Origin of the sequence: Metabacillus idriensis (genome assembly GCF_050483325.1) — a bacterium.
Taxonomy (GTDB): domain Bacteria; phylum Bacillota; class Bacilli; order Bacillales; family Bacillaceae; genus Bacillus_P; species Bacillus_P idriensis_A.
Map to the genome: position 1 here is coordinate 102692 of NZ_JBCMYF010000024.1, position 13034 is coordinate 115725.

Here is a 13034-nt window from a genome sequence, read left to right on the forward strand (position 1 = left end):
TATCTGCTTTCTATTCAGCTTTTTACACCTTCTTCTCTGAGAGCCCTCCGCAATATTTTCCCGACGCTTGTCTTTGGCAGCTGTTCGCGGAACTCAATAATGGCAGGCACTTTATAGGATGCCAATTGACTGCGGCAAAATGAAATAATTTCTTCTTCTGTTGCCGTTTTCCCTGGTTTTAATACAGCAAAGGCTTTAACTGTCTCACCGCGGTAAGGATCAGGCACGCCTATGACTACTGCTTCCTGTATCGCTTCATGCTCATATAAAACTTCTTCAATATCGCGGGGATAAACATTGTATCCGCTGGCAATGATCATATCTTTTTTCCTGTCGACAATATATAAATATCCATCCTCATCGACTTTTGCGATATCCCCTGTATAGAGCCAGCCATCCCGAATGGTATTGGCTGTTTCCTCGGGCATATTCCAGTATCCTTTCATTACCTGAGGACCTTTTATAATCACTTCTCCGAGAGTCCCTGCTGCAGTCTCTTCCAGTCCGGTTGCTACATCGACAATTTTATATGCTGTTCCAGGCACCCCGATGCCGACACTGCCCGGCTTCCGCTTTCCAAACGGAGGATTGCAGTGTGTCGTAGGGGCTGCTTCGGATAAGCCGTATCCTTCTAAAATTTTCGCACCTGTTTTCCGTTCAAATTCTTTAATCAGTTCAACAGGCATTGGAGCGCTTCCGCTGTTGCAAATACGGACGCTGCTGATTCCGTATTCTTCTGCTTTTGGATGGTTTGTGATTGCTACATACATGGTCGGAACTCCCGGAAAAATCGTCGGCTGCTCGCGTTTAATCGTCTGCATCACTTCTTCAAGATCAAAACGCGGCAGCATGATCATGGAGTTGCCCCGAAGAACCGTTAAGTTCATGCAGGATGTCATCCCAAATACATGAAACAATGGAATAACAGTTAAGCAGCGCTCTGAGCCTGATTTCACTTCATTTTTAAAAAATTCATACGACTGATAAATGTTTGCCATTAAATTCCGGTGTGTGAGCATGGCCCCTTTTGATCGTCCGGTCGTTCCGCCTGTATATTGCAGGACCGCAATATCATGCTCCGGTTCAATCTGAATTGGCAGCACTTCTCCTGAACTCATTCCCAAAAACTGCTGAAACGAATAATCACCTGGATCTGGTGTGAATTCTTTCTGAAGACTCACTGTTATCACTTGCTTTAATTTAGTATTTTCCCTAATTGCATTTACCCTTGGATAAAGAGCATCAAAAACGACGATTGTTTCTGCCCCAGAGTCATTCAGGATATGGTTCAGTTCTCTTTCCACAAGCATTGGATTTACTTGTGTGATGATGGCCCCAGCTTTTAATGCACCATAATAAGCAACAACATACTGCGGGCAATTTGGAAGCATAATCGCCACCCGGTCGCCTTTTTGAATGCCTTTTTTCTGAAGGGCAGATGCAAAAGCATTAACCATTCCAGCAGCTTGCTGATAAGAAATAGATTTCCCGTAAAATGAAATTGCTTCTTTTTCACCATACTTATGTACGGTTTCCTCAAACATTTGGGGAATCGACTTGTAAGGTATGTCAAAATCATGATGCACATGCTCCGGGTACTTTGCAAACCATTTATCCAATTGCAGGTTCCTCCTTTATGGTTAGGCTCTTTTTTGCTGTCATTTCATACAGCTCTCGCGAAAAAGAGCCGATGATTAAAAGGTAATTGTTCCCCCATCTACAAGCAGCGTGGCTGCTGTCACATAAGAAGCATCATCACTTGCCAGAAACAAGACGGCCTTTGCGATTTCCTCAGGCTGTCCAATTCGTGCAAGAGCATTCGATTTTGTATAGATTTCCCATCTTCTTTCATCATTGCGCCACTCATCGATGATAGAAGTATCGATCACTCCAGGAGCAATCGCATTTACACGGATATTTTCTTTGCCATAATCAAGAGCGGCATTCTTTGTCAGAGCAATTACACCTGCTTTTGATGCATTATATGGAGCCATCCGCTTTTTCCCTTTCATTCCGAGGACGCTTGACGTATTGATAATTGAACCTCCGCCTCTTTGCCGCATGTATGGGACGGCATGTTTGATTCCCAAGAAAACACCTTTTAAATTGATGTCAACGACCCGGTCCCATTCCTCTGTTTCCATATCGCCGATTTTCACGCTCTGATTAGACACACCGGCATTGTTAAAGAGAATATCAAGTCCGCCATATTCCACTTCAGCCGTTTTCAGCAATGCCTGAACATCATCAGAGTCTGTCACATCCGTTTTAACAAAAAGGCATGTCAAGTTTTTCTCCCTGATTTCATGAGCCGTTATTTCTCCTGCTTCGCAGTTGGAATCGCCGATTACTACCTTTGCTCCCTGTTCTGCAAACAGCATGGCTGTTGCTTTGCCAATGCCGCCCGCTCCCCCAGTTACAACCGCAACTTTTCCGGCAAGTCTCATCAATCAATCTCTCTTTCTATAATCGTCGCAATTCCCTGGCCGCCTCCAATACACGCCGTGATCAAGGCATATCGTCCGCCTGAGCGCTTCAGCTCATAGATTGCCTTAGTCATCAAAATGGCTCCAGTTGCTCCAAGCGGGTGGCCGTGGGCAATTGCACCCCCGTTTACATTCAGCTTGCTGTGATCAAAATTCAGTTCCCGGTCGCAAGCCAGGACTTGTGCGGCAAATGCTTCATTCAGCTCAACGATGTCCATGTCGCCGAGTGTTAACTTTGCTCTTTCAAGCACTTTTATTACTGCTGGAACAGGACCGATTCCCATAATATTCGGATCGACACCTGCAACAGCATACTGTTTTACTGTGCAAAGCGGCGTCAAGCCAAGTTCCGAAGCTTTTTCACGTGACATGACCACAACTGCCGATGCAGCATCATTCAGCCCGGAACTGCTTCCTGCGGTTACTGTTCCTCCTTCTTTAAAAGCAGGACCCAATGCTTTTAAACCTTCGAGCGTTGTATTTGGACGGGGATGTTCATCCGCATTGAACAAGAAAGGGTCTCCTTTTCGCTGACGTATTTCTACAGGAACAATCTGCTCGTCAAATCTTCCTTCTGATACAGCAGCTGCCATTCTCTGCTGGCTGCGGAGAGCATATTCATCTTGTTCCGCGCGGCTGATCTCATATTTGGAAACCAGATTCTCAGCTGTAATTCCCATAGGAGGATTGCCGATTTCTTTTGGCGACAGCACAGCTGACTTAAATCTCGGCGGTGCCGGACTGAATGGTTTTTTCGGTTTCTCCATTAAATAAGGAGCAAGAGACATGCTTTCTGTGCCGCCTGCAATATAAACGTCTCCGTCGCCCGCTTTAATCGCCTGCGCTGCAAGATTGACAGCATTGATGCCTGATCCGCATTGACGGTCCACAGTAAGGCCAGGTATATCAAGAGAAAGACCGGTAGACAGGGCTGTTAACCTCGCAATATTTCCGCCGCCTGAGAGGACATTACCAAAAATGACATCATCAATCATATCTGCAGATACATTTGCTCTGTTCATTGCTTCTTTTATTACAATGGCTCCAAATTCACTCGCTTCCATTGATGAAAGTGCTCCGCCTTGTCTTCCAATTGGAGTTCTGACAGCAGCCACGATGACTGGATCACGGTTCATTTAACATTCCCCTTCCTTACATGGCATGTGTTCCGCCGTCTACGACGAGAACATCACCTGTGATAAAATCAGAAGCCCTTGCCGCCAAAAACAGGGCAGCGCCTTTTAAATCCTGATCCGTTCCAAAACGTTTAAGAGGAGTGATATTCAGGAAATGATCTTTCCCGTTTTCAATGATCACCTGTGACATTTTAGTAGGGAAGAATCCTGGTGCAATAGCATTTACATTAATATTGTACTGTCCCCATTTCACGGCAAGATCTTTCGTAAAAGTAATGACAGCACCCTTACTTGTATTGTAGGCAATCGTATCCATATAACGCGGGTCTGTTCCGCCAAGCCCTGCTACAGAAGCGATATTAATGATTTTCCCGCTCTTTTGTTTCATCATATGTTTGCCTGCTTCCTGTGACATGAGGAAGGTTCCGGTCACATTCACATTCATAACCTTATTCCAGGCTTCAAGCGGCATATCCTGAACAGGAGCGCCCCATGTTGCCCCGCTGTTGTTTACTAAAATATCAATTTTCCCAAACTCTTCAAGTGCCGTTTTTACAGCATTTTTCACATCTTCGCTATTTGTCACATCACAAGATAATGCGATGGCTTTTACTCCATATTCGCTCCTTAATCGCGAGGCTACATCTTCACATGCCGCTGCTTTTCTCGAACAGAGGACAAGTGATGCACCCGCCTGTGCAAATCCTTCTGCCATCTGCTCGCCGAGCCCGCGTCCTCCGCCGGTGATAATGGCCACTTTGTCTGTCAGATCAAACATTTCTTTAATGTGCATGCTGCCCCTCCTTATACTGTCTGAAGATTTACGTCGTATTTTTTCAGCTCAAGCCTTGCAAGCTGTGCGCGATGCACTTCATCCGGACCATCAGCAATTCTAAGTGTTCTGGCACTTGCCCACTGAGCGGCAAGCGGTGTGTCCTCGCTGACTCCAGCCGCACCAAATGCCTGAATAGCCCGGTCAATTACTTTCAGAGCCATATTCGGCGCAATGACTTTAATCATCGCGATTTCCGTTTTAGCTGCTTTATTCCCGACAGTATCCATCATATAAGCCGCTTTTAATGTAAGTAAGCGCGCCTGCTCAATTTCAATGCGTGAGTCGGCAATCCATTCTCTGATGACACCCTGGCTTGAAATCGGTTTGCCAAACGCCTCTCTCGTTTGAACACGCTTACATAATTCTTCAAGTGCACGTTCTGCTGCCCCGATCAATCTCATACAGTGATGAATTCTTCCCGGTCCAAGGCGGCCCTGTGCAATTTCGAAACCTCTTCCTTCCCCAAGCAGCATATTTGAAACAGGCACCCTTACATTAGTAAAAGTGATTTCAGCATGGCCGTGCGGAGCGTGATCATAGCCAAAAACAGGCAGCACTCTTTCAATCTTGACCCCTTCAGCATCAAGAGGAACTAAAATCATCGACTGCTGTTCATACTTTGATGCGTTAAAATCGGATTTCCCCATCACAATAGCAATCTTGCAGCGCGGGTCTCCCGCTCCTGAAGACCACCATTTTCTTCCGTTAATAACATACTCATCCCCATCACGTATAATGCTTGCTCCGATATTCGTTGCATCGGCTGAGGCGACATCCGGTTCAGTCATTGAAAAACATGATCGGATTTCTCCCGCAAGAAGCGGCTTCAGCCATTTGTCTTTTTGTTCATCTGTGCCGTAGCGGACTAGGACCTCCATGTTTCCCGTATCAGGTGCTGCACAGTTAAACACTTCTGGTGCCAGCAATGAGCGGCCCATAATCTCACAAAGCGGCGCATATTCCAAATTTGTCAGGCCTGCACCGTATTCGCTTTGTGGCAAAAATAAATTCCATAATCCTTTTTCCCTTGCTTTCATTTTCAGCTCTTCCATAATAGATGGAATTTCAGACCATCTGGATTCCTGCGCATTTAATTGTTCTTCATACTTCTTTTCATTCGGATAAACGAATTCTTCCATAAAAGCTGTCACTTGTTTTTGTAAGTCAATCACCTTATTAGAGTAAGTAAAGTTCAACAAAATCACCCTTTCTTTTAACTTACTAACCGGTTGGTATGTAAATCTACTTCTATCATAATATGTAACTGCCAAAAAAGACAACTATTATTCTAAAAATTCTGCCAAATTAAATCTTTTACCGTTTTTTCCTCCTTTGAAAAATACCTTTTCAATCTAAAAGGAAAGTGATATAATTCATTTGTTTTATGTGTAAATATCGAAAATGAAACCATGAAAATAGATACTATTTTTAATTAAAGAAGGTGGGAAAATAAATTGTCGCAATATGAAACACCCTTATTTACAGGATTAAAAGAGCACGCGAAAAAAGATCCTGTTCAGTTCCATATCCCAGGACATAAAAAAGGCGCAGGCATCGATCCTGAATTCCGTTCATTTATCGGAGATCCTGCACTTTCAATAGATTTAATCAACATCGGACCCCTTGACGATCTTCATTCTCCAAAAGGCATGATCAAAAAAGCTCAGGACCTTGCAGCTGAAGCATTTGGAGCAGATTATACGTTTTTCTCCGTGCAGGGAACAAGCGGTGCAATTATGACAATGGTGATGGCTGTATGCGGCCCTGGAGACAAAATCCTTGTTCCCCGCAATGTTCATAAATCGGTGATGTCAGCTGTGGTTTTCTCGGGTGCTACACCAATCTTTATTCACCCTGAAATTGACAAAGAGCTCGGAATTTCACACGGAATCACAACGGACTCTGTTGAACATGCTTTAGAACAGCATCCTGATGCAAAAGGACTGCTTGTCATCAACCCTACTTATTTCGGCGTCTCTGCTGACTTAAAGAAAATTGTTGAAATTGCCCACTCTTACAATGTGCCTGTTCTTGTTGATGAGGCGCACGGTGTGCATATTCATTTCCACGAAGACCTGCCGATGTCTGCGATGCAGGCAGGAGCGGATATGGCAGCAACAAGTGTTCACAAACTTGGAGGCTCAATGACGCAAAGCTCTGTGCTGAATGTGCGCGAAGGATTGGTATCTGTTCAAAGAGTTCAGACCATCCTCAGCATGCTGACGACAACATCCACTTCATACCTGCTATTAGCTTCTCTCGATGTTGCCAGAAAACGTCTGGCTACAGAAGGACGCGAATTAGTCGAACGGGCAATCCGTCTTGCAGAAGATACACGCAAGAAGATTAATGAAATCGATAAAATTGAGTGCATCGGCGAGGAGATTGTCGGAACTAAAGCGGCATTTGATTATGATCCGACGAAGCTGATCATTTCGATTAAAGAGCTCGGCTTAAATGGCTATGATGTAGAAAAATGGCTGCGTAAAAACTATAATATTGAAGTTGAAATGTCAGATTTATATAACATCCTCTGCATCATTACACCTGGGGATACTGAAAGAGAAACAGGCATTTTGGTTGAAGCACTGCACGCGCTGTCTTCAGAATTCATGAATGCATCGGCAGACTTGGTGAAACCGGCCGTCATGCTCCCTGATATTCCTGTTTTAGCCCTTACCCCCCGAGATGCATTTTACGCAGAAACAGAAGTTGTGCCGTTCAGTGAATCAGCAGGACGGATCATTGCAGAGTTTATCATGGTATATCCGCCGGGAATTCCCATTTTCATCCCTGGAGAAATCATCTCAGAAGAAAATCTTGCTTATGTGCGAAAAAATCTGGAGGTAGGACTCCCTGTTCAAGGACCAGAAGATCCTGAACTTAATTACTTGAGAGTGATTAAAGAACATAAAGCAATTAGATAAAAAAAAGGCGATTCATTTATGAATCGTCTTTTTTTATGCATACTTTGCCTGTGGCGAATCGTATTCAACAGACAACAAAATGAAAGCAAAAGCATGCAGGATTTCCTGCATGCTCTTATCTATCCTCTATTTAAACCCCTTGAATGACTGTGATTTCTCTTTCGAGTACCTGGCAATCGCAGCTTGTGCACTTCCCATACAAAACACTGACCTTTTCGTCCTCAAAATGATCGATCGTACCATTGCATGTTTGACATACGATTGTTCCCATTTTCATACCCCTTTTTTAAATGGATTAGCGCTTTTTAAATTATTGAAAGCGCTTAATACTTTGTAATTCTATAATAATATAACACATTTAATCCGTCAAGCCTAAATTGTATAACACATTTAATCTTTTTCTATTAATATATTTACCTTTCATTCTTATTAAAGCATATTAAAAAACTGGCTGAAATACGCCAGTTTTTCCTTATTCATATTGTGTTGTCAAATGGACGGCCGGGATCACATCTTTGAAGAATTCAGAGAGTTCGGATGCCTGCTGCAGGGTATCCGTGCGAAATGTTTGCTTGAGGAGTTCGAGGTCTTCAATATCTAATGAGTCAAGGAGAGCTGCTTTACCTGTTTGGAGACATACGACGAGCGGTTTCCCAAAAAACATGCTTGAGTACACTATGGCCAAATCATACCTCAGATCACTTGAAGCAAATCCAACATACCTGACGTTTGCCTGCTCGGTGTCATCATAAAACTTTTCTAAAGCGTTCATGAAGGCCTCCTTTAATTTTATCTGATTATTCAGACTAATTATATCTTAATTTACCACACAGCACAATGCGTTAAACCTTTATCTTGTCAGATTGTTTAAATATTTGTAAAATTTAAGAATATCATTCAGAAAACTTAGGAGTTGACATGATGGCCTCTCACGCCTTTATAAAACTAGTCGGCGGATCCATTCAGCAGCACATTACGGTTGATGAAGTAGAAAATCTTTTTCACTACTATAAGGAGATAACGAACAAAACCGGCCAGCAATTAAATTTTGCATATGAAAGTTCTGCTTTCCCTTATGAATGCAGACAAACGGACGGGTATCTTTCTTTAACATCAGATGAAAGAGGATATGCAAAAATGTATGTTGGAATTGGTGAAGCAGGAGATGAGCATCCTTCTTTTCTGCAAATCACCCTCCCCTCTGATTCAAAATACGGGGATAGGAATAAAGCAAATGAGTTTTCCAAGTTTCTTGCAAAAAAATTAAAAGGCGAATTAACCTTATTCAACGGCAGAAAAATGTATTTTTATAAAAGATGAGACTGAGACACAACGATATTCTCCTGAATTAAAACCGAACATTGAATCAGGCGAAAACCATTAAAAGAAAGGGCTATTTTAGCATATATTGTTGTTTTTCAAGATAAAAAATGTCCGTTCCAGGAATTTGACTTCTTCTGGAGAATAGAGGGAATTGGTTGATTCCACTTTTCCGTGCAAAAACTTAAATGGGGGAATCATAGCGTGAGGTTGATTCCGCTTTTCGTTGCAAAAACCAAAATGGTGGAATCATAGCGTCGGTTGATTCCACTTTTCGTTGCATAAACCAAAATGGTGGAATCAATGCATGCAGTTGTTTCCACTTTTCGTTGCAATAACCAAAATGGTGGAATCATCACATCCGGCTGATTCCACTCTTCCGTGCATAAACCAAAATCGTGGAATCAAAGCATGCGGCTGATTCCACTTTTCGTTGCATAAACCAAAATGGTGGAATCAAAGCATGCGGTTGTTTCCACTTTTCGTTGCATAAACCAAAATGGTGGAATCATCACATGCGGCTGATTTCACCAAAGAAAAAATCCGAACTAAAACGAAATTCAAGTTGGAATTTCACATAATAGTTCGGATTTTCGTTGGCTGAAAACCTTTTGTCCCGGCCTCTTTATGAGATTTTTTCGATTGAATCTGGGTCTGCTATTTCATATCCCTTTGCTTTCAGCCCTTCCACAATTCCTCCAAGTGCCTCATTTGTCCATTCCCTGTCATGCATTAACAGGTTGGCGCCATCTGTGAGAAATGGCGAATTAACCATAATGTCTGTAAGAGCATCTTTTGATTGATAGCCCTGCTCCCAATCATACCCGTATGTCCAGTTCATCAGAACCATTTTTTCTTCTCCTGCAATTCGCCGGCTTTCATCTGTGTTGCTGCCGAACGGTGCTCTGAAAAAGTGAGGTCTTTCTCCAATAATTGATTCAACAAGATTATTCAGTTCAACTATTTCTTGTTCCTGCTCTTCTGCCGTCAGATCTTTTAAATTTGCATGTGTCATTGTATGGTTGCCGATTGGAAATCCAAGGTCATGAATGTCTTTCAGCGTCTTTTTTTCTTCGTCCGTATCCAAAAAGTGGCCATTAACAAAAAAGATGGCATCAGCTCCCAAGTTTTTTAGTGTGCGGGCCATTTCAAGGCTGTATTTATCAGGAGCATCATCAATTGTAATTAACACAGCCTTTGAATTGATATCTGCGCTCAGGGGCTTAATGCTCCAATTCGCCGGATCTATTTTGTATTTAGGCAGAGCTTCCGGTTCAGCTGCTGCCTCCTCAGTTTCTTTTGCTTCTTTCTCATCAGGTTTTTCCGCCGGCTTTTCAACTTCCTGACCTTCCTTCTGCTTGTCCGATTCAGCAGGGACAGGTGCTTCATTACCGGTCTGATTATAGCTGCACGCCGTAAGCAAACAACCTGCAGCAAGGATGAAAAACAAATGCTTCATTATGTATACCCCGTCCTTTCTCCTTTATTAGTATAATATAAGGCTGATTGCTTCACTATATAAAAGGAGGAATTAATTAACAATGGTACCTACTTACTATGTATAAGGAGCTAGTTCTTTTATGAAAAGAATGACACCTGTTTTCATCATTTCAGTAATTGTTTCTGTTCTTTTTATTATCTGGGGCGCATTGCCTAATAGTTTAATGGGAGATGCCAATTTATCTAACGCTACGACGCTTATTCATGGATTTATCATTGAAAAGTTTGGCTGGTTTTACCTGCTTACAGCGTCTTTCTTTTTAATTTTTGCTGTAGGATTGATCTTCACGAAATATGGAAACATAAAACTTGGAAAAGATGATGACGAACCAAGTTATTCATATCTGAGCTGGTTTGCCATGTTATTCAGTGCCGGGATGGGGATCGGGCTTGTCTTTTGGGGAGTTGCAGAGCCTATGAATCATTACAGCGCACCTCCATCTGGAGAAGGATTCACCGATGAATCAGCCAGGGCTGCATTACGTTATTCTTTTTTTCATTGGGGTCTGCATCCATGGGCAATCTATTCTGTCATAGCCCTTGCTCTTGCCTATTTCACTTTCAGAAAAGAGCAGAATGGAGTCATCAGCAACATTCTTAGACCATTATTTGGTGATAAGGTCGACGGAAAGCTTGGAACCCTAGTGGATTTTCTGGCTGTTTTTGCTACCGTTTTCGGTGTTGCTACTTCACTAGGACTTGGAGCGATTCAAATAGGAGGAGGCCTTTCCTATTTATTTGACGGAATAAACAACTCCTTTACCACACAACTGATTATTATTTTTATTGTTACCTTTTTCTTTATGCTCTCCGCTCAGACAGGGTTAGACAGGGGCATAAGAATTCTCAGTAACGCTAATATCATTATTGCAATATCACTGTTGATTTTTCTCCTTTTTACAGGGCCAACCAATTTCATCATGGATTTGTTCACAACGACCATCGGAGGCTACCTTCAGAATCTGACGTATATGAGCTTTCGCCTTACACCATTTACTGAGGGAAGCACCTGGGTACAGGACTGGACCATTTTTTACTGGGCATGGTGGATCTCCTGGGCGCCATTTGTCGGCACCTTTATAGCAAGGATATCAAGAGGCCGGACGATCAGAGAATTTTTGATTGGTGTGCTTGCTGTTCCGACTGTCTTCGGCGCCCTTTGGTTTTCTGTCTTTGGCGGCTCTGCATTATACCTTCAGCACTTCATGAAGAAACCGATTATGGATATCATTAATGACAAAGGGATGGAAGTAGCGCTGTTTGCCGTGCTGGAACAATTTCCTCTCGGTACATTCATGTCCTTGCTTGCCATCTTGTTAATCAGCACCTTTTTTATCACGTCAGCTGATTCCGCAACGTTTGTGCTCGGTATGCAGACGACGAATGGCGATTTAAACCCGTCCGGCAGGGTGAAATTCATTTGGGGCATCATTCAGTCAGCAGCAGCAGCCATTCTGCTATGGGTTGGCGGTCTTGAAGCATTGCAGAGAGCATCCATTATTGCAGCTCTTCCATTTGCCGTCATCATGATCCTGATGGTCTTTTCACTATTAAAGTCCTTGCGTAAAGAAAGACTTGCAATGTATGAGCCTGCGCAAAAGAAATAATGAAAAAAAAGACTGTAACGATTATCTCCTGAATTAAAGGCAAACATTGAATAGGGCGAAGACCCTTAAAAGAAAGGGCTATTTTCGTATATTTTGATAAATAATGTCCGTTCCTTTCCGCAGCAATCCGCTTAATCTTTCTAACATTTAGTACTGCAGCAACAATCTTTATGGAAAGAGCTGAAGAAAAAAATCCGAACTAAAACGAAATTCAAGTTGGAATTTCACAAAATAGTTCGGATTTTTCTTTGGTTGAAAACTTTTTTTCCAGCCTCTTTTTATTATGCTATCTGTCAGTTTTAATAGATAATCGTCTTAATGAGAAGAAGAAATTCATCTTTGCAGAAAAAAGCCGCTGCGGCAGTTGCTGCCGTTACAATTATAGAGGTTTTTTTTGCTTGTGAAAGTGATGCTGCCATAATATAGGCTATATACAAAAAGACCCCGAGCAAGATCATTTTAGCCTGCAGAGAATCTTTTTCAGAAATACGCTCCACAAGCAAATAGCCGCCCCAAATCATACATTGCAGAAAAATAATCAATGGCCATTTCATCTTTACTCCCCTTCTTTAACTTATTCGTTATATCACCTGTATTTAAGTTATGCGACATACATGCTGTATATTTTTCATTTATGTAACAAATAGGTAACATTCAGGGGAATATTCGGAAAACATGATAAAATAGCATTAATTTAGCATGACGGTATTATAAAAATAGGTAGTAAGTATTGGTTTTTATCCTAAAAAGAGCGATATGTTAAGACCATTTCAATTTAAAGAGGTGGGCAATATGGCAAAGTCGGTTATTGTCGCCTTCATCATGCCAGTATTTCTTCTATCATCTTGCAGTTTGAATTTTACTTCTGAAGCGATTAATGAGCCCGATCCGGAAGAAAGAAAGCTATTATTTTTTTCAAATGAACAAGATGAATATAGGGAATCCGTCTATTATGACGCACTCATTGATCTAAAACGGGATTTTCCAGAAGAAGTTGAAGGTTTGCAATTTATCGAGTCAAGTGCGGATGAACAGTATCCTTTTGAAGTAGAAAAGTATCCTTCTCTTATTGTAGTGGACGACAATCAAGTGATCTTCCAAATCGAAGGACACGTCGGGAATAAAGAAGAGATTATTACCCCTGTCATAAATGCTTTATCAGGGAGCAGCGGACAGCGTTAAACATTGAGGTGGTTCTAAAAATAACCGCCTTTTTAATTTGT

Annotated in this window: 13 protein-coding genes; 4 read left to right on the forward strand and 9 right to left on the reverse strand. The window is 42.2% G+C overall.

Features of this window, described 5'->3' with window-relative positions; all coding sequences use genetic code 11:
• Positions 1 to 14 precede the first annotated feature (14 nt).
• From ABEQ24_RS14270 to ABEQ24_RS14290, 5 genes are all read right to left on the reverse strand, one after another.
• Positions 15 to 1625, reverse strand: coding sequence for a long-chain-fatty-acid--CoA ligase (locus ABEQ24_RS14270; RefSeq protein ID WP_430007443.1), 1611 nt, complete (start codon positions 1623 to 1625; stop codon positions 15 to 17).
• Between the two features lie 69 nt (positions 1626 to 1694).
• Entirely contained in the window at positions 1695 to 2447 is a 753-nt protein-coding gene (locus ABEQ24_RS14275) for an SDR family NAD(P)-dependent oxidoreductase (protein WP_430007444.1), read from the reverse strand.
• Positions 2447 to 3622: a thiolase family protein gene (locus ABEQ24_RS14280; RefSeq protein WP_430007403.1), complete on the reverse strand. Its 1176-nt coding sequence runs from the start codon at positions 3620 to 3622 to the stop codon at positions 2447 to 2449. The genes ABEQ24_RS14275 and ABEQ24_RS14280 overlap by 1 nt, the downstream gene beginning before the upstream one ends.
• Positions 3623 to 3638: 16 nt before the next feature.
• Positions 3639 to 4415 carry an SDR family oxidoreductase gene (locus ABEQ24_RS14285; protein ID WP_430007404.1) on the reverse strand — a complete coding sequence of 259 codons (777 nt, stop codon included), beginning with the start codon at positions 4413 to 4415 and terminating at the stop codon, positions 3639 to 3641.
• Positions 4416 to 4426: 11 nt separating this feature from the next.
• Entirely contained in the window at positions 4427 to 5653 is a 1227-nt protein-coding gene (locus ABEQ24_RS14290) for an acyl-CoA dehydrogenase (RefSeq protein WP_430007405.1), read from the reverse strand.
• 258 nt (positions 5654 to 5911) lie between these two features.
• On the opposite strand from ABEQ24_RS14290, the gene ABEQ24_RS14295 reads away from it, so the two are divergent.
• Entirely contained in the window at positions 5912 to 7384 is a 1473-nt protein-coding gene (locus tag ABEQ24_RS14295; protein ID WP_430007406.1) for an aminotransferase class I/II-fold pyridoxal phosphate-dependent enzyme, read from the forward strand.
• 130 nt (positions 7385 to 7514) lie between these two features.
• Here the strand turns inward: ABEQ24_RS14295 and ABEQ24_RS14300 are convergent, their stop codons facing one another.
• Both ABEQ24_RS14300 and ABEQ24_RS14305 read right to left on the reverse strand, forming a co-directional pair.
• Complete coding sequence (locus tag ABEQ24_RS14300; RefSeq protein WP_083328358.1) at positions 7515 to 7655, reverse strand: GapA-binding peptide SR1P; 141 nt, start codon at positions 7653 to 7655, stop codon at positions 7515 to 7517.
• A 201-nt stretch (positions 7656 to 7856) separates the two neighbouring features.
• Positions 7857 to 8156, reverse strand: a complete 300-nt coding sequence (locus ABEQ24_RS14305; protein ID WP_133311333.1) for a DUF3055 domain-containing protein — start codon at positions 8154 to 8156, stop codon at positions 7857 to 7859.
• A gap of 149 nt (positions 8157 to 8305) precedes the next feature.
• Here ABEQ24_RS14305 and ABEQ24_RS14310 point away from each other — a divergent pair, with 149 nt between their 5' ends.
• Positions 8306 to 8704: a DUF1885 family protein gene (locus ABEQ24_RS14310; RefSeq protein ID WP_430007407.1), complete on the forward strand. Its 399-nt coding sequence runs from the start codon at positions 8306 to 8308 to the stop codon at positions 8702 to 8704.
• Positions 8705 to 9329: 625 nt separating this feature from the next.
• On the opposite strand, the gene ABEQ24_RS14315 is transcribed toward ABEQ24_RS14310, so the two are convergent.
• Positions 9330 to 10163, reverse strand: a complete 834-nt coding sequence (locus ABEQ24_RS14315) for a polysaccharide deacetylase family protein (protein ID WP_430007408.1) — start codon at positions 10161 to 10163, stop codon at positions 9330 to 9332.
• Between the two features lie 121 nt (positions 10164 to 10284).
• Between ABEQ24_RS14315 and ABEQ24_RS14320 the strand changes: the two genes are divergently transcribed.
• The gene (locus ABEQ24_RS14320) at positions 10285 to 11811 is read left to right on the forward strand and encodes a glycine betaine uptake BCCT transporter (RefSeq protein WP_430007409.1); all 1527 of its coding nucleotides are present in this window, start codon (positions 10285 to 10287) and stop codon (positions 11809 to 11811) included.
• 299 nt (positions 11812 to 12110) lie between these two features.
• Here the strand turns inward: ABEQ24_RS14320 and ABEQ24_RS14325 are convergent, their stop codons facing one another.
• Positions 12111 to 12365 (reverse strand): hypothetical protein, encoded by a 255-nt coding sequence (locus ABEQ24_RS14325; protein WP_430007410.1) that lies wholly within the window; start codon positions 12363 to 12365, stop codon positions 12111 to 12113.
• 238 nt (positions 12366 to 12603) lie between these two features.
• Between ABEQ24_RS14325 and ABEQ24_RS14330 the strand changes: the two genes are divergently transcribed.
• A complete protein-coding gene (locus ABEQ24_RS14330; protein ID WP_430007411.1) occupies positions 12604 to 12993 on the forward strand; it encodes a hypothetical protein in 390 nt (129 codons plus the stop codon).
• The last annotated feature ends 41 nt before the right edge of the window (positions 12994 to 13034 follow it).